Below are 18,748 nucleotides of genomic sequence, written 5' to 3'. Positions count from 1 at the left end.
CTGTGGCGAGGGAGCTTGCTCCCGCTGGGCCGCGAAGCGGCCCCAAAACCTGCTACCGCGTCACTTCAGTTACACCCCATTGGCTGGCTTTACGACTGCTTCGCCCGAACGCGGACCGGCCCAGCGGGAGCAAGCTCCCTCGCCACAAGTTGCGGTCAGCCTTACTCTCTGTAAGGGCATGTTCTGCCTTGTTTCAGACTGTCCGTCGCGCTAATGGCCTTTTGGTTACTTTGTGAGTGCGTTCGTTGATGGAATCAGTACAATCGCGCACTTTGCCCCAACGAGCATGGATGCAGTCCTGCGGGGTGGCCACGAGAAGTTCTGATGCTCATCGGTAGCTATTCCCCCGCGCTGGTTCTGATCTCCCTTTGCGTGGCGATTCTTGCCTCCTATACCGCCCTGGACCTGACCGGTCGCATCGCAACCGCCAAAGGCCGCGCAGTTCATTTTTGGACGGCGGGTGGCGCGTTGGCGATGGGTATCGGCGTCTGGTCGATGCACTTCATTGGCATGCTGGCATTCAGGTTGCCGATCATCCTCGGCTACGATATCGGTATCACCGCGTTGTCGCTGGTGATCGCCATTCTGTCCTGCGGGTTCGCGCTGTGGCTGGTCAGCCAGCCGCGTATGCCGGGCTGGCAACTGGCGTTTGGCGCATTGATCATGGGCGCGGGCATCAGCGGCATGCATTACACCGGCATGGCCGCCATGCGCATGCAGCCGGGTATCGATTACGATCCGACATTGTTTGGTGCTTCGCTGGTGATCGCGGTCGGCGCTTCGGCCGCGGCATTGTGGATTGCCTTTCGTTTACGCCAAAACACCCCGTATGTGCGCCTCGTTCGGGGCGGTGCCGCGGTGATCATGGGTATCGCGATTGTCGGTATGCACTACACAGGGATGGCGGCGGCACGATTTGCCGATGGCAGCTATTGCGGCGCGGCAGTCGACGGTTTCAGTGGCAAGGGCCTGGACAATCTGGTGCTGGTCACCACTCTGGCAGTGTTGAGCATCGCGCTGCTGACGTCGATCCTCGATGCACGCCTGGAAGCACGCACCGCCGAGTTGGCCAATTCCTTGACCCTGGCCAACCGCGAACTCACCCAGCTGGCGTTGCACGACCCCCTGACCGGGTTGCCGAACCGTGTACTGTTGGCCGATCGCATCGATCAAGCCATGCATGTGGTGCAGGAGCAGGGCGGCTGTTTTGCGTTGATGTTCATCGATCTCGATGGCTTTAAACCGGTCAACGATGCCTTTGGTCACCATATAGGCGACCAGTTGCTGCGCGAAGTCGGCGTACGTTTGCGCGAGGACCTGCGCGGCCAGGACACGCTGGCGCGGATAGGCGGCGATGAATTCGTGTTGCTGGTGCAGCTCGCCGAACCTGACGATGCCTTGCGCCTGGCGGCGCGTCAGGTGGGGTTGATCTCGCGAGCGTTCCGGGTCGCCGAACACGATTTGCAGATCTCTGCCAGTGTTGGCATTGCCGTGTACCCTGGCAACGGACAGACCCCCCAAGAACTGCTGATGAACGCCGACGCGGCGATGTATCACGCCAAGGGCGCGGGCAAGAACGGCCACAGCTTCTTCGACGCCTCGATGAATACCAACGCCCGCAAGCAACTGCAAATGCTTCAGGATTTGCGTAATGCGCTCGAGCAACAGCAATTCAGCCTGCACTACCAACCCAAGTTTGACGCCAGCAATGGTCGGCCGGTCGGTGCCGAAGCCTTGCTGCGCTGGGAACACCCGACCCTGGGCATGCTGCTGCCGGACAAGTTCATCGAACTGGCGGAGAAAACCGGCTTGATCATTCCGATCGGCGACTGGGTGCTCAACGAAGCGTGCCGGCAAATGAGCGTCTGGCACGTCCAGGGTTACACCCACTGGCGCATTGCGGTGAATCTCTCGGCGTTGCAGTTCTGTCATGTCGGGCTGGTTCAAAGCGTCGCCAAAGCCTTGGCCACTCACCGTTTGCCGGCTAACAGCCTGACCCTGGAAATCACCGAAACCACCGCCATGAGCGATGCCGACGCGAGCATGACGGTGCTCCAGCAACTGTCGGAAATGGGCGTCGACCTGTCCATCGACGACTTCGGTACCGGTTACTCGAGCTTGATGTACCTCAAGCGCCTGCCGGCCAATGAGCTGAAGATCGACCGTGGTTTTGTCCGTGACCTGGAGCGCGACAGCGATGACGCGGCGATCGTCTCGGCCATCGTCGCCCTTGGGCAGGCGCTGGGTTTGCGCATCGTCGCCGAAGGCGTGGAAACCGATGTGCAACAGGACTTCCTGACTCAGCTAGGCTGTGATTCCTTGCAGGGCTACCTGCTCGGTCACCCGTTACCGGCCGACAGGTTCATGGTCGATATACACCGGGCCGAGCAATTGGTGACAGTCTGAACGCCGATCGATCACCGTCACCCGTGATATCGCCATCGCTGGCAAGCCAAGCTCCTACGGGTTTGAGGTGTGGTCGAAATTGATGGTTGGCGCGTAAACCCTGTAGGAGCCTGGCTTGCCAGCGATGGCGTCCGCCAAGGCACGGCGCAAACTCGCAGTTCATGCAAAACCCGGCGCCGGCGGTTATTCTTGCGGCGCAAGGCTTCGGGTTCGAATGGGGGGATTGAGCATGGACAAAGTCATCGTTATCACTGGCGGCAGTCGCGGTATCGGCGCTGCTACAGCGCTCCTGGCCGCTGAGCAGGGCTATCGAATCTGCATCAACTACCAGGCCGATGAGCAGGCTGCGCAACAGGTCCTCGAGCAAGTCCGCGCGCTCGGCGCCCAGGCGATTGCGGTGCGCGCTGACGTCAGCATCGAAGATGAAGTGATCAGCCTGTTCCATCGCGTCGACACCGAGCTGGGCCGAGTCACCGCACTGGTGAACAACGCCGGCACCGTCGGGCAAAAGTCGCGGGTCGATGAAATGTCCGAATTCCGCATTCTGAAAATCCTGAAAACCAATGTCCTGGCGCCGATTCTCTGCGCCAAGCATGCACTGCTGCGCATGTCACCCAAACATGGCGGGCAGGGCGGCAGCATCGTCAACGTCTCCTCGGTCGCTTCGCGCCTCGGCTCGCCGGGCGAATACGTCGACTACGCAGCTTCCAAGGGGGCGCTGGATACGTTCACCATCGGCCTGTCCAAGGAAGTCGCCGGCGAAGGCATCCGCGTCAATGCCGTGCGTCCCGGCTACATCTACACCGACTTCCATGCCCTGAGCGGTGACCCGGATCGGGTCAGCAAGCTTGAATCGGGCATTCCCATGGCCCGCGGCGGCCGCCCGGATGAAGTGGCCGAGGCGATTATCTGGCTGCTGTCGGACAAGGCTTCTTATGCGACCGGAACCTTTGTTGACTTGGGTGGCGGGCGTTAAAAAGATCGCACAATCCTGCCCAAGGTCTCCATGGCCTTTTCGGCATCCTCGGTCCACGGGCTGCCGTAGTTCAAACGAATACAATTCCTGAAGCGCTGCGTCGGTGAAAAGATCGGTCCCGGCGCAATGCTGATGCCTTGGGCCAACGCCATCTGGAACAACTTCAACGAATCCATCTGCGAGGGTAATTCCAGCCACAGGAAGTAGCCGCCGGCCGGCTGGCTGACGCGGGTCTGGGCCGGGAAGTAGCGGGCGATGGCCGCAAGCATGGCGCTTTGCTGTTCTTCGAGGGCGTAACGCAGTTTGCGCAGGTGGCGGTCGTAACCGCCGTGTTGCAGGTAATCGGCGATCGCCGCCTGGGCCGGCATTGACGCGCAGAGCGAGGTCATCAGCTTCAGGCGTTCGATTTTCTGCGCGTAGCGCCCGGCGGCGACCCAACCGATGCGGTAACCGGGAGCGAGGCTTTTGGCGAACGAGCCGCAGTGCATCACCAGCCCTTCGGTGTCGAAGGCTTTGGCCGGTTTCGGCGCTTGCTGGCCGTAATAGAGCTCGGCGTAGACATCGTCTTCGATCAGCGGCACCTGATGGCTGCGCAACAACTCGACCAGTTCCTGTTTCTTGGCCTCGGGCATGGTTGCGCCCATCGGGTTCTGGAAACTGGTCATGCACCAACAGGCCTTGATTGGATGGCGTTCAAGGGTTTGCGCCAGCACGCCGAGGTCGATGCCGTCACGTGGGTGGACGGGAATTTCCACGGCTTTGAGTTTGAGTCGCTCAAGCACCTGCAGGCTGGCATAGAACGCCGGGGCTTCGATGGCCACCAGGTCGCCGGGTTCGGTGACCGCTTGCAGGCACAGGTTGAGTGCTTCGAGCGCGCCGTTGGTGATCAGCAGCTCTTCCATGGGCAGCATCAGGCCGCCGACCATGTAGCGCAGGGCGATTTGCCGACGCAATTGCGGATTGCCCGGCGACATGTCGGTCACCACCATGCGTGGGTCCATTTCCCGTGCGGCACTGGCCAGCGAGCGTGACAGGCGTTGCAGTGGAAACAGCGTCGGGCTCGGGAAGGCCGAGCCGAAGGGTACGGTGGTCGGGTCCTTGATTGAATCGAGGACCGAGAACACCAGCTCACTGACGTCGACTTCGGTGGATTCGTTGACCTGGCTGCTGATCACCGGCTCCGAGAACGGGCTCGGCGCGTGGGTGTTGACGAAGTAGCCGGAGCGCGGCCGGGCGCGGATCAGCCCGCGACGTTCCAGCAGGTAGTAGGCCTGAAACACTGTGGACGGGCTGACCCCGTAAGTCTGGCTGGCGTAACGCACCGAGGGTACACGCTGGCCTGGGCCGAGCACCCCGGAGCGGATCAGTTCAGCAATGTCGTCAGCGAATTTTTCGTAGCGTTTCATCTAGGACCCGGATTTGACGGAAAACAGGCGGCGCAGATCCTGTGGTGAGGGGGCTTGCCCCCGTTCGGCTGCGCAGCAGTCGTAAACCTGTGTGCGTGTTCTACCTGACACGCCGCGGTGCCTGACTTGGGGGCGCTTTGCGCCCCAGCGCGGGCAAGCCCGCTCGCCACAGGGTTGGCAGTTTAAAGGCTCAACGATTCAACGGTGCAACAAAACGGCTTTGTGCCACGCTGTTCACCGAAGGTTCATCGCTGTCAGTGATCTTGAAGCTGATCGTCTGCGAGCTGCTGCTGGGCTTGTCGGTGGTCATGGCCACTGAAACGGGCACATCGACAATTTCTCCCGGCGCCAGGCTCAACTCGGTCTTGCCCTGCAACTGGAAGCCGTCGCCATCCACCAGAGACAAGCTATAGGCCTGCCGCTGCTGGGTTTTGTTGATGACTTTGAGGCTGTAGATGTTTTCGATCTGGCCCTGGCTGTTTTCGCGAAACAGGCCACGGTCCTTGCTGACATCCAGCGATACCATCGACCGCTCCATCAGCGCCAGTGTCAGTGCACCAATCATTACCACCAGCACCGCGGTGTAGCCGATCAACCGAGGTCGCAGCAGGTGCGTCTTGCCACCTTGCAACTCATGCTCGGAGGTATAGCTGATCAGGCCACGGGCATAGCCCATTTTGTCCATGATCGAATCGCAGGCATCGATACACGCCGCGCAACCAATGCACTCCATCTGCAAGCCATCGCGAATGTCGATGCCGGTCGGGCAGACCTGCACGCAGAGGTGACAGTCGATGCAATCGCCCAGACCCACGTCGGCAGGCTTCACCTCGCGTTTGCGCGGGCCACGGCTTTCGCCACGGGCGGCGTCGTAGGAGATGGTCAGCGTGTCTTTGTCGAACATCACGCTCTGGAACCGTGCATACGGACACATGTGCATGCACACGGCTTCACGCAGCCAGCCGGCGTTGATGTAGGTCGAGCCGGTGAAGAACAGCACCCAAAACAGACTGACACCGCCCATTTGCAGGGTCAGCAGCTCATTGGCCAGCGGACGAATCGGCGTGAAGTAGCCGACAAACGTCAGCCCCGTCAGCACACTGATGGCCAGCCACATCGTGTGTTTGGCCGAACGACGCAGCAGTTTGTTCGGGCCCCAAGGGGCGGCTTGCAGCTTGATCCGCTGGTTGCGCTCGCCCTCGGTGACTTTTTCGCACCACATGAACAGCCAGGTGAAGGAACTCTGCGGGCAGGTGTAGCCACACCAGACTCGCCCGGCGAACACGGTGATCGCGAACAGGCCGAAGGCGCAGATGATCAGCAGCGCCGAGAGCAGGATGAAATCCTGCGGCCAGAAGGTCGCGCCGAAGATGTGGAATTTGCTTTCCGACAAGTCCCAGAGCACCGCCTGCCGGCCGCCCCAGTTCAGCCACACCGTGCCGAAAAACGCCAGGAACAGAAACCCCGCGCCGCTCAGGCGCAAGGTGCGGAACAAACCGGTGAAGCTGCGGGTGTGAATCTGGTTGTCGCTGGATTTGGCCTTCATCTTTGGACGCGAAGGCTCGAATGTCTCTACTAATCGGACGGGGATTCTATCGCTCATGGTCTTTCGCTCATCAGCCTCCATCAGGCAGATGAACTATGACCACCGAACTGTTTGCATAACAGACTCAGGTATTGGATTAAAAAGCGGATCAGATGAGTCCTTGATCCGCCCCTGCGACAACTTGATGCACCCCGGCAGGCGCGGCGGCAGTGCTTGTCACAGGTGTCTGCGGCGGTCTCTGATCTGCGTCAATCAAATCACCGAATCACCGCTGGTGACCATCAGGTGTCGGCGACCATCGGTGGCACCTGCTACGGTTAATGCGTCGGCTTCTGCTTCGGTGATGTAGAAGCGCTGGTCATCGAGGTCCACCGCCGACATGGCTTTGTCCGCGTCGGTAATGATGGTTACATCGGCAGCAAGGCGAATCTCTTCGCCATTCTCGGTAATGAAGAAGCAGACCTGGTTTTCGATTCGCATGGTCATGGGGGTCACCTTTTTTTGCGGGATCTAAAGGTTAGGGCACAGGTCTTGCTCATCGTTCTGTGCAACCGATAAGTGGTCATGGAGCGTGGCTAAAGTGAAAGGATCTGAACTTTTAGCAGCGCCCGGCGCTCGGAACCTAAGTAGCGTCATGCAGCAGTAAACGATCAAGCACAGGAGCGTCCATGGGGCGTAAGGGGCGAGGCTCGATGACGACTGAAAAACCGACTGAGCTGCAGTACAACCCGCAACTGCCACTGTCGCAGGCTTTGCTGCTGCCGCGGATTGTCATCGAGAGCACCATGCCTGTGATCGATGGCGGCCAGTTTGCGGCCAAGGCTATCGAAAGGCAGGCGGTGACGGTGACCAGCAAGGTTTTTGCCGACGGTCACGATACGCTTGCGGTGCGCGTGCGTTGGCGTGCCGAGGCCGACTCGATCTGGCAGAGCGAAGTCATGACCGATCTCGGTAATAACACCTGGCAGGGGCAGTTCAGCGTCGCAATGCCAGGGAGGTATCGGTTTTGCATCGAAGCCTGGATCGACCAGTTCGCCAGCTTCTGTCATGAACTGGAGAAAAAGCATGTCGCGGGTGCGCCGGTTAGCCTGGAGCTGCAAGAAGGGCGCATCCAGGTGCTGCAGGCGGCGGAGCGCAGTGACGGTCAGTTGAGCAAGCGACTTACAGCGCTGCACCATGAGCTGGCCGGGCTGCTTGAAACCGAGCAAATCGCGCTGTTTCTGCACCCGCGCAGTGCCGGGTTGATGGCCGAGGCCGATCTGCGTCCCTACCTCAGCCTGAGTCCGGAGTATCCGCTGGACGTCGAGCGCGAACGTGCGCAGTTCGCCAGTTGGTATGAGTTGTTTCCCCGTTCGATCACCGATGATCCAGATCGTCACGGTACGTTCAACGATGTGCATTCACGTCTGGCGATGATCCAGGACATGGGCTTTGACGTGCTGTACTTCCCGCCGATCCACCCGATTGGTCGCAGCTATCGCAAAGGTCCCAACAACGCCCTGACTGCCGGCCCTGATGACCACGGCAGCCCGTACGCGATCGGCGGTATCGAGGGGGGGCACGAGGCGATTCACCCGCAGTTGGGCAGCCGCGAGGACTTCCGTCGTCTGGTCAAGGCCGCCGCCGCACACGGGCTGGAGATCGCGCTGGATTTCGCGATTCAATGCTCTCAGGACCATCCGTGGCTGAAGCAGCATCCGGGCTGGTTCAACTGGCGGTCGGACGGCACCATCAAATACGCCGAAAACCCGCCGAAGAAATACCAGGACATCGTCAACGTCGACTTCTACGCCAGCGAGGCGATTCCCAGCCTGTGGCTGGAGCTGCGGGACATCGTGGTCGGCTGGGTCGAGGAGGGCGTAAAGATCTTCCGGGTCGACAATCCGCACACCAAACCCTTGCCGTTCTGGCAGTGGCTGATCGGCGATGTGCGGGCGTTGTATCCCGAGGTGATTTTCCTGGCTGAGGCCTTTACCACCCCGGCGATGATGGCGCGCCTGGGCAAGGTCGGTTACTCCCAGAGCTACACCTATTTCACCTGGCGTAACACCAAGCACGAATTGGTGACGTACCTCACCGAGCTGAACCAGTCGCCCTGGCGCGAGTGCTTTCGGCCAAACTTTTTCGTCAATACGCCCGACATCAATCCAGGCTTTCTCCACGAATCGGGCCGCGCCGGCTTTCTGATCCGGGCTGTGCTGGCGACCATGGGCTCGGGCCTGTGGGGCATGTATTCGGGGTTTGAACTGTGCGAATCGGCGCCAGTGCCGGGCAAAGAGGAATACCTCGACTCCGAGAAGTATGAAATCCGTGTCCGGGACTTCACTGCGCCGGGAAATATCATCGCCGAGATCGCCCAGCTCAATCGCATTCGCCGGCAAAACCCGGCCTTGCACAGCCATTTGGGTCTGCAGGTCTACAACGTGTGGAACGACAACATTCTGTACTTCGGTAAACGCACGGCCGATGGCAGCAATTTTATTCTGGTGGCGGTCAGCCTCGACCCGTTCAACGCCCAGGAGGCGCACTTCGAATTGCCACTGTGGGAGATGGGCTTGCCCGACGACGCGGTGACCCAGGGTGAAGACCTGATGAACGGCCACCGCTGGGACTGGCACGGCAAGACCCAATGGATGCGCATCGAGCCGTGGAACCAGCCGTTCGGGATTTGGCGGATAACAGCAACTTGAAGCTGATGCAGTTTTTTGTGGCGAGGGGGCTTGCCCCCGCTGGGCTGCGAAGCAGACCCCGGTCCATAGAGCCCATTTTTCAGGTACACCGGGTGCGCAGATTTTACGACTGCTACGCAGCCGAGCGGGGGCAAGCCCCCTCGCCACAGAGAAGCCTCATCGAATCGAGCAGGAGTTTCCAATGGCGAAGAAACCCAGGTCAGCCACCTTCAGCAATGACCCGCTCTGGTACAAGGATGCGGTGATTTATCAGGTTCACGTAAAGTCTTATTTCGACTCCAATAACGACGGAATCGGCGACTTTCCCGGTTTGATCGCCAAACTGGATTACATCGCCGATCTGGGCGTCAACACCATCTGGTTGCTGCCGTTTTATCCCTCGCCACGCCGCGACGATGGCTACGACATTGCCGAATACCGTGGCGTACACCGCGACTACGGAACGCTCACCGACGCCAAGCGCTTTATAGCCGAGGCTCACAATCGTGGCTTGCGGGTGATCACCGAGTTGGTCATCAACCACACCTCCGACCAACATCCCTGGTTTCAACGGGCGCGCAAGGCCAAGCCAGGCTCAAAGGCGCGGGACTTTTATGTCTGGTCCGATGACGATCAAAAGTACGACGGCACGCGGATCATTTTTCTCGACACCGAGAAGTCCAACTGGACTTGGGACCCAGTGGCCGGCCAATACTTCTGGCACCGTTTTTATTCGCATCAACCGGACCTGAACTTCGACAACCCGCAGGTCATGAAAGCCGTGCTCTCGGTGATGCGCTACTGGCTGGACCTGGGCATCGACGGCCTGCGCCTGGATGCGATTCCCTATTTGATCGAGCGTGATGGCACCAACAACGAGAACCTGCCCGAGACCCATGCGGTGCTCAAGCAAATTCGCGCCGAGATCGACGCCCATTACCCGGATCGCATGCTGCTGGCCGAGGCCAACCAGTGGCCGGAAGACACGCAGCTGTATTTCGGTGATGTTCATGGCGATAACGGCGACGAATGCCACATGGCCTTTCACTTCCCGCTGATGCCACGCATGTACATGGCGCTGGCCCAGGAAGACCGTTTTCCGATCACCGATATTTTGCGTCAGACGCCGGAGATTCCCGCCAACTGCCAATGGGCGATTTTCCTGCGCAACCATGATGAGCTGACGCTGGAGATGGTCACCGACAAGGAGCGCGATTACCTGTGGAACTACTACGCGGCTGACCGCCGCGCGCGGATCAACCTCGGCATTCGTCGACGCCTGGCACCGCTGATGGAGCGTGACCGGCGCCGCGTCGAGCTGCTCAACAGCCTGCTGCTGTCGATGCCCGGGACGCCGACGCTGTACTACGGCGACGAAATCGGCATGGGCGACAATATCTATCTCGGCGACCGCGATGGCGTGCGCACGCCGATGCAGTGGTCGATCGACCGTAATGGCGGGTTTTCCCGCGCCGACCCGGCGAGCCTGGTGCTGCCGCCGATCATGGACCCGCTCTACGGTTACTTGTCGGTGAACGTCGAAACCCAGGCTGGCGATCCGCATTCATTGCTGAACTGGACCCGGCGCATGTTGGCGATCCGCAAACAGTCCAAGGCCTTCGGTCGGGGCAGCTTGAAAATGCTCTCGCCGAGCAACCGGCGGATTCTTGCCTATACCCGTGAATACACCGGTGATGACGGCAAACACGAAATCATCCTTTGTGTGGCCAACGTCTCGCGCAGTGCCCAGGCGGCCGAACTGGACCTTTCGGCCTTCGCCGGCATGGTTCCCGTGGAAATGCTCGGTGGCAATGCATTCCCGCCGATTGGCCAGCTCAACTTTCTGCTGACCCTGGCGCCGTACGGCTTTTACTGGTTTGTGCTGGCAGCGGAAAACCAGATGCCGAGCTGGCACGTCGAGCCTGCGCAAAGCTTGCCGGACTTCACCACCCTGGTACTAAAAAAGCGCATGGAAGAGCTGCTCGAGGCGCCATCACGCACCATTCTGGAGCAAAGTGCGCTGCCGAGCTGGTTGCACAATCGACGTTGGTTCGCCGGCAAGGACTCCCGTATCGAAACGGTGCACATTGCTTACGGTGTGCGTTTTGGTGATCCGCTGCATCCGGTGCTGTTCAGCGAAATCGAGGTGGTCAGCGACGGTCAGACCAGCCGTTACCAACTGCCGTTCGGGTTTCTCGCCGAAGACCAGGTGGGCGCCGCATTGCCGCAGCAACTGGCGTTGGCGCGGGTGCGGCGCGGACGGCAGGTGGGCCTGGTGACGGACGCCTTCAGTCTCGACACGTTCATTCGTGCGGTGTTGCAGGCGATGCAGGCGCACACGGTGCTAGCCGCAAGTGACGGCGAGATTCGTTTCGAGCCGACCGCCGAGTTGGCGGAACTCGGTCTGGGGGCTGACTGCGACGTGCGCTACCTGCCGGCCGAACAATCCAACAGCTCCGTGGTGATTGGTGGCAGTCTGGTGCTCAAGCTGATCCGCAAAGTGGCCAGCGGCGTGCACCCGGAACTGGAGATGGGCGCGTACCTGAGCGCTGCCGGGTTCAAGCACATTTCACCGTTGCTCGGCTCGGTGATTCGCCGCGATCTGCAAGGCGAAGACAATCTGTTGATGATCGCCCAAGGGTATCTGAGCAATCAGGGCGATGCCTGGGAATGGACCCAGAACAACCTTGAACGGGCGATTCGCGATGAGTTGGCCGAGGCCATGTCCGAGCAGGAACAGCACTACAACGCGCTCGGTGAATTGAAAGATTTCGCGGGCATGCTCGGTCAGCGGCTCGGGGAAATGCACCAGCTACTGGCCGCGCCCGGTGACAACCCGGCGTTTGGTTCACGGGTCAGTACGCACAAGGATCAGCAGGCATTGGCGAAAGCGATTGCTGCACAGCTGGAGCACGCCTTGCAGTTGCTCACACAGCATCAGGCCCGGCTGAGCCCGGAGGACCAGGTGTTGGTGGTGCGTTTGCAGGAGCAGAAGAGAACCATCCTCAGGTACATTCAGGAGCTGGCGGCAAAAGCGGTGGGCGGTTTGCAGATGCGTGTCCACGGTGATCTGCACCTGGGTCAGGTGCTGGTGATCAAGGGCGATGCCTACCTGATCGATTTCGAGGGGGAACCGGCGCGGCCATTGCATGAGCGAAGAGGCAAGCACAGTCCGTACAAGGATGTCAGCGGCGTGCTGCGTTCGTTCGATTACGCAGCGGCGATGGCCCTCGACGGGCAAGGGGTTGAAGTCACCGCGCAGACGCTGGCAGCACGTCAACGGGTGACGGAACGTTATTTGCGTGAGGCCACCGCAGCGTTTGTTCAGGCGTATCAGCAGGCAGCAGCTAGTCTTGCTCATGCTTGGCAGGATCCTGCAGCCGAAGACGCTGCACTGGCGTTGTTCTGCCTGGAGAAGGCGGCCTATGAAGTGGGGTATGAAGCCGAAAATCGTCCCGCCTGGTTGCCTGTGCCATTGCACGGTTTATACGGGTTGTTGAGTGGACTCAAACCCTTTTCCTATGTGAGTGGAGAGCAGTCATGACGGAGCCATCATTGAGGGAGCAGGGACAGGTGAAAGAAGCGCTGCTGCCAGCGGCGCGAGACATTGAGGCGCTGGTGCGCGCCGAGCATCAGGATCCCTTTGCGATACTCGGACCCCATTTAGATGGGGCCGGCGGTCAGTTCATTCGTGCCTACCTGCCGGACGCCTTGAGCGTGCAGGTGATCGCCCGTGACTCCGGCGAAGAACTCGGCAGCTTGAACCCGACCGAAATACCGGGGTTGTTCGTCGGTCATTTCGACCGGGCACAGGCTTATCTGTTGCGTACCCGATGGGCGGGTGGCGAGCAGACCGCAGAGGACCCTTACAGCTTCGGTCCGTTGTTGGGCGAGATGGATTTGTATCTGTTCGCCGAGGGTAATCACCGGGATCTCAGTGCGTGTCTGGGGGCGCAGTTGAAGAACGTCGAGGGTGTCGACGGCGTGCGTTTTGCCGTGTGGGCGCCGAATGCCCGGCGGGTCTCGGTGGTCGGCGATTTCAACGTCTGGGATGGTCGTCGTCACCCGATGCGGCTGCGTCATCCGTCCGGGGTCTGGGAGCTGTTTGTTCCGCGTTTGCAGGCAGGTGAAGCGTACAAGTACGAAATTCTCGGTGCCCACGGGATTCTGCCGCTGAAGGCTGACCCCGTGGCACTGGCGACACAGCTACCGCCGGACACTGCCTCGAAAGTCGCCTCACCGTTGCGTATCGATTGGCAGGATCAGGACTGGATGCAGACACGCGGCGAGCGCCACCGGCCGAGCGCGCCGCTGTCGATCTATGAGTTGCATGCCGGTTCCTGGCAGTGCGAAGTGGATGATGTCGGTGAAGTGGCGCGCCAATACCATTGGGGCGAGCTGGCCGAGCATCTGATCCCTTATGTGCAGAAACTCGGTTTCACCCATATCGAACTGATGCCGATCATGGAGCACCCGTTCGGCGGTTCCTGGGGTTATCAGCCATTATCGCAATTCGCCCCGAGCGCCCGTTACGGCTCGCCCAGTGACTTTGCCGCGTTCGTCAACGCCTGCCACCTGGCCGACATCGGGGTGATCCTCGATTGGGTGCCGGCGCATTTTCCCACTGATACCCATGGCCTCGCGCAGTTCGACGGGACCGCGTTGTACGAGTACGGCAACCCGCTCGAAGGTTTTCACCAGGACTGGGACACGCTGATTTACAACCTCGGACGCACCGAAGTGCATGGCTTCATGCTGGCGTCGGCGTTGCACTGGCTCAAGCATTTTCACGTCGATGGGCTGCGGGTCGATGCGGTGGCCTCGATGCTGTATCGCGACTATTCACGCAAGGCCGGCGAGTGGGTACCCAATCGCCATGGCGGTCGGGAGAACCTCGAAGCCATCGATTTTGTCCGCCATCTCAACGATGTGATCGACCTCGAAGCGCCCGGTGCGCTGGTGATTGCCGAGGAGTCGACGGCCTGGCCGGGCGTCAGCCAGGGCACGCAGCATGGCGGGTTAGGGTTCGACTACAAATGGAACATGGGCTGGATGCACGATTCGCTGCATTACATTCAGCAGGACCCGGTCTACCGCGCCCATCATCACAACGAACTGAGCTTTGGCCTGGTTTACGCCTGGTCCGAGCGCTTCATCCTGCCGATTTCCCACGACGAAGTGGTCCACGGCAAGCATTCGCTGATCGACAAGATGCCCGGCGATCGCTGGCAGAAGTTCGCCAACTTGCGTGCGTACCTGAGTTTCATGTGGGGGCACCCGGGTAAAAAACTGCTGTTCATGGGCTGTGAGTTCGGCCAGTGGCGCGAATGGAATCACGATCAGCAGCTGGATTGGTACTTGCTGCAATACCCGGAACACCGCGGCGTGCAAAAACTGGTGACCGACCTCAATCAGCTCTACCGCGAAGAGCCGGCACTGCACGATCAGGACGATGTGCCGCAGGGCTTCCAATGGCTGATCGGCGATGACGCGATGAACAGCGTCTATGCCTGGCTGCGTTGGAGTAAGGACGGGCGGCCGGTCTTGGTAGTGGCGAACTTTACACCGGTGCCGCGTCCGGCGTATCGGATTGGCGTGCCCATTGGCGGGCGCTGGAATGAAGTGATCAACAGCGATGCGGGGATCTACGCTGGCTCCAACTATGGCAACGGCGGCGGTGTATTGACCGAAGAGGAGGGCAGCCACGGCCAACCCTTGTCGTTGGTGCTGAATCTGCCGCCGTTGGCGGTGTTAATGTTGCGTCCAGAAGGTTGATGTTGAGCTGATGTGACTGGCTTCGATTGCCGCCTCCTGCGCAGGATGGTGATCCTGCGCAGGAACGGCGACCGGTTGCGTTTACTTGCCGCTGGTCACCAGTTCTTCCAGGTGATCCATGATTTCCTGTGGCTTGAGCACCAGCACATCGCTTTCCAGCGAATCGAGCACCACTTCCGCGGTGTTTCCGATCAAGGCCCCCGAGAACCCGGTACGCGCCACGGTGCCGATGACGGTCACCGACGCCTGCAATTTATGCGCAATGTGGGGAATCAGCACATCGGCCGGACCTTCTTCGATATGCAGGTGCTCATCGTCGATGTCGAACTCGGCCTGGAACGCCTTGCATGCTTCGCGATAGCGGGCTTCGATGGTTTCCTTGAGCTGGAACACCGGGTCGGCCGCCGAGAGCATGGGCGACGGATGGGCGCTGATGACGTGCAGATGGGCCTTGGCCAGGTGAGCGATGTCGAAGCCATGATCGACGATGCTCGCATGCAGCACGCGGTGCTCGGGGTCGCTGTTGCCCACGTCGATGGCCGCCAGAATCGTCCCGCCGGTCCAGGGTTTCGAGGTCTTCACCAGTAACACCGGGCTCGGGCACTGGCGCAGCAGTTTCCAGTCCGCCGGGGTCAGCAGGGCCTTTTTCAGCGGGTTGTCCGAGAAGTGTTGCTTGACCACCAGCCCGCAGCCTTCGGCCTGCTGCACATCGATGATGGTTTCATGCAGGCTTTTGTTCCAGGCTTGCTCGGTGGTGACGCTATGACCGTCTTCCAGCAGGCTGGCCTTGAGCACGCTCAACAGCGCCGAGTGATCGTGCTCTTTATCGCAGATCAACAAGTGCAGATGCGCCTGAGTCACCCCGGCGATCAGCTTGGCGCGTTTGAGGGCCAGGCTTTCGTTGGGCGAGGGCTCAAGGACCACCAGGATGCTGCGGATGGCTTGCATGGTCGGAATCTCCGATGAATTAGAAAACACGTCGTTGCACAACTATAGTTGCTGGTCGTGAACTCGGGTCTTGATGCATATCAAGTCTGGCGACTGGTGGTCTGCCGGCAGGCACGTATAATCGGCCCCCTTCGCTGTGAACTTATTGCCCGTGAGCCTCATGTTACTGAACCCTGAAATCGTCGCCGTCCTGCCCAATGGTCCTGTTGAACTGTCGGAAGTGAGCCAATGATCCTTCCTGAAATTCACGAATTCCTTGGCTGCCGCACGCCCGATGGCTGGGTTCAAGCCGCATTGGCCGACCAGGAAACCCTGCTGATCGACCACAAGAACTGCGAGTTCAAGGCTGCCAGTACCGCGCTCAGCCTGATTGCCAAGTACCATTCGCATGTCGACCTGATCAATTTGATGTCACGCCTGGCCCGGGAAGAGCTGGTGCATCACGAGCAAGTCATGCGCCTGATGAAAAAGCGCAAGATCGAACTGCGCCAGCTGTCCGCCGGTCGTTATGCCTCGGGTTTGCGCAAAGTGGTGCGCAGCCACGAGCCGGTCAAACTGGTCGACACGCTGGTGGTCGGGGCGTTTATCGAGGCGCGCAGCTGCGAGCGTTTCGAAGCGTTGGTGCCGCACCTCGATGAAGAGCTGGGCAAGTTCTACTTCGGCCTGCTGAAGAGCGAAGCGCGGCATTTTCAGGGTTACCTGAAACTGGCCTACCAGTACGGCGACGCCAAGGATATTGCCCAGGTGATCGACAAGGTGCGCGCCGCCGAACAGGAACTGATCGAGTCCCCGGACGTCGAGTTCCGCTTCCACAGTGGCGTGCCTGTGGCAGGTCGGTGAAAGAAATCAGGCAAATTGTTAAAAACTCTTAAGAACATGAAAGTTCTCCGAAAACCGGCCCGCGAGGCCGGTTTTTGCTGTTTGGTATGTCGGTTGAGATAGGGATAGGCGCCATAATGCGCGCTCTCAATCATCGGCTCACAGATTGGCACTTATGGACAATCAGGCGTTTGGCAAGGTACTGCTCGTTGAGGATGACGAAAAGCTCGCGGGGTTGATCGCGCACTTCCTCTCCCAACATGGTTTCGAGGTGCGGACCGTGCACCGTGGCGATCTGGCGCTGGCGGCATTTCTCGAATTCAAGCCAAAAATCGTTGTGCTCGACCTGATGCTGCCCGGCCAGAGCGGCCTGCATGTGTGCCGCGAGATCCGCAGCGTGTCCGAGACGCCGATTGTCATCCTCACGGCCAAGGAGGACGACCTGGACCACATCCTGGGCCTGGAGTCCGGCGCCGACGACTACGTCATCAAACCCATCAAGCCGCCGGTATTGCTGGCCCGGCTGCGCGCCTTGCAACGTCGCCAGATACCGGAAAGCACGGTGCGCGGCTCACTGGAGTTCGGCCGTTTGCTGATTGATCGCAGCTGCCGCGAAGTGCGGCTGGCGGGTGAGGGTATCGAGCTGACCACCATGGAGTTCGAACTGCTGTGGTTGCTGGCCAGCGCCGCCGGCAAGATTCTTTCCCGCGATGACATCCTCAATCGCATGCGCGGCATTGCCTTTGACGGGCTCAACCGCAGCGTCGACGTGTACATCAGCAAGCTGCGCGGCAAGCTCAAGGACAATCCCAGAGAACCGGTGTGCATCAAGACCGTTTGGGGCAAGGGTTATCTGTTCAACCCGTTTGCCTGGGAGCTGTAGATGCTAAGGCTGTTTCTGCGGCTGTACCTCATTCTTGCTGTTGGCTTTGCAGGGGCGATCTGGACGGTCAATTACATTTTTGACGAGCTGTTGCCCGAGGCCAACGAGACCTATAACCGCGAAGCCATGCGCGGGCCAGCTTACAGCCTGGTCGAATTGCTCCGTCCGGTCACCGGCATTGCACGTGATGAGCGCCTGGCGGAGCTGAAAACCCACTACGGCCTGCGCCTGAAGCTGGTGCAGAGCAGTGAGCTGGATCTCACTGAGCGAGAGCAAAAACTGCTGGCTGACGGTCTGTTGGTCGTGCGCGGGGATTTCAACGAGTTTATCGCCAACATCGATGACGGCCCGCAGTTGTTGAACATCAGACTCCCGGAGGAGCCCAAGTGGCTGTATGTCTGGGCCTACGCTTTACTGGGCGTGTTCCTGGCTTTTGTCCTGTACTTCTGGGTGCGACCGCATTGGCGCGACCTCGAACTGATCAGAGTGGCCGCGCAACGTTTCGGCGATAACGATCTGACCTCGCGTATTCAGTTGTCCAAACGCTCGAATATTCGCGTGCTGGCCGAGCATTTCAACCAGATGGCCGCGCGCATTGAAGGCTTGATTGCCAATCAGCGCGAGCTGACCAATGCGGTGTCCCATGAGTTGCGCACACCGATTGCGCGCTTGTCGTTTGAACTCGATCAACTCAAGCAACAGGCCGATCCGAGCGAGCGCAAAGCACTGATTGCCGACATGTACGCCGACCTCGGTGAGCTGGAGGAGATGGTTTCCGAACTACTGACTTACGCCAGTCTTGAGCGCGGTGCCACGGTAATCAGTCTCGAAAACATTCAGGCCCACAGTTGGCTCGACAGCGTGGTCGGCAGCGTTGCCCTGGAGGCCGAGGCGGCCGGGGTGCAGCTGCTGATTCGCGCCTGTGAGGTCGACTCTGTGCCGATCGAACCGCGCTTTATGGCGCGGGCGGTGATCAACCTGCTGCGCAATGCAATTCGTTACGCCGAGCGACGGGTGGAGGTGTCGCTGACGCTGGGTGAAGACGGATATGAAGTGTTGGTCAACGTCGATGGCCCCGGCGTGCCGATGGAAGGGCGCGAGAAGATTTTCGAGCCGTTCTCGCGACTCGACACCAGTCGCGACCGTCGCACCGGCGGTTTCGGTCTGGGCCTGGCGCTGGTTCGGCGGGTGTCGCAATCGCACGGCGGCAAGGTCGACGTCAGCGATTCGCCATGGGGCGGCGCGTCGTTTCGCATGACTTGGGCGCAGGCTGACTGAGCCAGATATACCGTCATGCCTGGGGCGTACGGTCGGGCAATC

Annotated in this window: 12 protein-coding genes; 8 read left to right on the top strand and 4 right to left on the bottom strand. The window is 60.1% G+C overall.

Translation table 11 applies throughout. The annotated features are described in order from the left end of the window. Nucleotides 1-324 precede the first annotated feature (324 nt). Entirely contained in the window at nucleotides 325-2,406 is a 2,082-nt protein-coding gene (locus tag KRR23_RS09090; protein ID WP_216742237.1) for a bifunctional diguanylate cyclase/phosphodiesterase, read from the top strand. Between the two features lie 229 nt (nucleotides 2,407-2,635). Continuing rightward, on the top strand, nucleotides 2,636-3,382 hold the full coding sequence (locus tag KRR23_RS09085; protein WP_216742236.1) for an SDR family oxidoreductase: 747 nt from the start codon (nucleotides 2,636-2,638) through the stop codon (nucleotides 3,380-3,382). Here KRR23_RS09085 and mapR read toward each other — a convergent pair. The 3 genes from mapR to KRR23_RS09070 form a co-directional block, all read right to left on the bottom strand. Continuing rightward, nucleotides 3,379-4,788: a GntR family transcriptional regulator MpaR gene (mapR, locus tag KRR23_RS09080; RefSeq protein ID WP_216742235.1), complete on the bottom strand. Its 1,410-nt coding sequence runs from the start codon at nucleotides 4,786-4,788 to the stop codon at nucleotides 3,379-3,381. The genes KRR23_RS09085 and mapR overlap by 4 nt on opposite strands. A 190-nt stretch (nucleotides 4,789-4,978) precedes the next feature. Beyond that, nucleotides 4,979-6,391, bottom strand: a complete 1,413-nt coding sequence (gene ccoG, locus KRR23_RS09075) for a cytochrome c oxidase accessory protein CcoG (protein ID WP_216742234.1) — start codon at nucleotides 6,389-6,391, stop codon at nucleotides 4,979-4,981. A 195-nt stretch (nucleotides 6,392-6,586) separates the two neighbouring features. After that, nucleotides 6,587-6,820, bottom strand: coding sequence for a DUF3203 family protein (locus KRR23_RS09070; protein WP_216742233.1), 234 nt, complete (start codon nucleotides 6,818-6,820; stop codon nucleotides 6,587-6,589). Between the two features lie 206 nt (nucleotides 6,821-7,026). Between KRR23_RS09070 and KRR23_RS09065 the strand changes: the two genes are divergently transcribed. The 3 genes from KRR23_RS09065 to glgB all read left to right on the top strand — a co-directional run bounded on the left by KRR23_RS09065 (nucleotide 7,027) and on the right by glgB (nucleotide 14,778). Then, nucleotides 7,027-9,024 (top strand): alpha-1,4-glucan--maltose-1-phosphate maltosyltransferase, encoded by a 1,998-nt coding sequence (locus tag KRR23_RS09065; protein ID WP_216742232.1) that lies wholly within the window; start codon nucleotides 7,027-7,029, stop codon nucleotides 9,022-9,024. Nucleotides 9,025-9,205: 181 nt separating this feature from the next. Next, complete coding sequence (gene treS / locus KRR23_RS09060) at nucleotides 9,206-12,547, top strand: maltose alpha-D-glucosyltransferase (RefSeq protein WP_216742231.1); 3,342 nt, start codon at nucleotides 9,206-9,208, stop codon at nucleotides 12,545-12,547. Beyond that, nucleotides 12,544-14,778, top strand: a complete 2,235-nt coding sequence (gene glgB / locus KRR23_RS09055) for a 1,4-alpha-glucan branching protein GlgB (RefSeq protein ID WP_216742230.1) — start codon at nucleotides 12,544-12,546, stop codon at nucleotides 14,776-14,778. Before treS ends, glgB begins: the two co-directional genes overlap by 4 nt. Nucleotides 14,779-14,859: 81 nt before the next feature. On the opposite strand, the gene KRR23_RS09050 is transcribed toward glgB, so the two are convergent. Next, on the bottom strand, nucleotides 14,860-15,726 hold the full coding sequence (locus KRR23_RS09050) for a universal stress protein (RefSeq protein ID WP_216742229.1): 867 nt from the start codon (nucleotides 15,724-15,726) through the stop codon (nucleotides 14,860-14,862). 228 nt (nucleotides 15,727-15,954) lie between these two features. Here KRR23_RS09050 and miaE point away from each other — a divergent pair, with 228 nt between their 5' ends. The 3 genes from miaE (at nucleotide 15,955) to KRR23_RS09035 (ending at nucleotide 18,706) form a co-directional block, all read left to right on the top strand. Then, the gene (gene miaE, locus KRR23_RS09045) at nucleotides 15,955-16,566 is read left to right on the top strand and encodes a tRNA-(ms[2]io[6]A)-hydroxylase (RefSeq protein WP_216742228.1); all 612 of its coding nucleotides are present in this window, start codon (nucleotides 15,955-15,957) and stop codon (nucleotides 16,564-16,566) included. A gap of 154 nt (nucleotides 16,567-16,720) precedes the next feature. Beyond that, complete coding sequence (locus KRR23_RS09040) at nucleotides 16,721-17,428, top strand: winged helix-turn-helix domain-containing protein (protein WP_216742227.1); 708 nt, start codon at nucleotides 16,721-16,723, stop codon at nucleotides 17,426-17,428. Then, on the top strand, nucleotides 17,429-18,706 hold the full coding sequence (locus KRR23_RS09035) for an ATP-binding protein (RefSeq protein ID WP_216742226.1): 1,278 nt from the start codon (nucleotides 17,429-17,431) through the stop codon (nucleotides 18,704-18,706). Nucleotides 18,707-18,748 lie beyond the last annotated feature (42 nt).

This window comes from Pseudomonas sp. CVAP#3 (genome assembly GCF_018986375.1).
Classification (GTDB): Bacteria; Pseudomonadota; Gammaproteobacteria; order Pseudomonadales; family Pseudomonadaceae; genus Aquipseudomonas; species Aquipseudomonas helvetica.
The sequence above is the reverse complement of the archived record's forward strand: the minus strand, read 5'-3'. Positions and strand labels throughout refer to the sequence as shown.

Excerpts from the sequence above, each read along its gene's own strand:
- glgB (WP_216742230.1), top strand. The coding sequence starts at position 12,544 with ATGACGGAGCCATCATTGAGGGAGCAGGGACAGGTGAAAGAAGCGCTG.
- KRR23_RS09085 (WP_216742236.1), top strand. The coding sequence starts at position 2,636 with ATGGACAAAGTCATCGTTATCACTGGCGGCAGTCGCGGTATCGGCGCT.
- mapR (WP_216742235.1), bottom strand. The coding sequence starts at position 4,788 with ATGAAACGCTACGAAAAATTCGCTGACGACATTGCTGAACTGATCCGC.
- KRR23_RS09050 (WP_216742229.1), bottom strand. The coding sequence starts at position 15,726 with ATGCAAGCCATCCGCAGCATCCTGGTGGTCCTTGAGCCCTCGCCCAAC.
- KRR23_RS09070 (WP_216742233.1), bottom strand. The coding sequence starts at position 6,820 with ATGACCATGCGAATCGAAAACCAGGTCTGCTTCTTCATTACCGAGAAT.
- ccoG (WP_216742234.1), bottom strand. The coding sequence starts at position 6,391 with ATGAGCGATAGAATCCCCGTCCGATTAGTAGAGACATTCGAGCCTTCG.
- KRR23_RS09065 (WP_216742232.1), top strand. The coding sequence starts at position 7,027 with ATGACGACTGAAAAACCGACTGAGCTGCAGTACAACCCGCAACTGCCA.
- treS (WP_216742231.1), top strand. The coding sequence starts at position 9,206 with ATGGCGAAGAAACCCAGGTCAGCCACCTTCAGCAATGACCCGCTCTGG.
- KRR23_RS09040 (WP_216742227.1), top strand. The coding sequence starts at position 16,721 with ATGGACAATCAGGCGTTTGGCAAGGTACTGCTCGTTGAGGATGACGAA.
- KRR23_RS09090 (WP_216742237.1), top strand. The coding sequence starts at position 325 with ATGCTCATCGGTAGCTATTCCCCCGCGCTGGTTCTGATCTCCCTTTGC.
- KRR23_RS09035 (WP_216742226.1), top strand. The coding sequence starts at position 17,429 with ATGCTAAGGCTGTTTCTGCGGCTGTACCTCATTCTTGCTGTTGGCTTT.
- miaE (WP_216742228.1), top strand. The coding sequence starts at position 15,955 with ATGATCCTTCCTGAAATTCACGAATTCCTTGGCTGCCGCACGCCCGAT.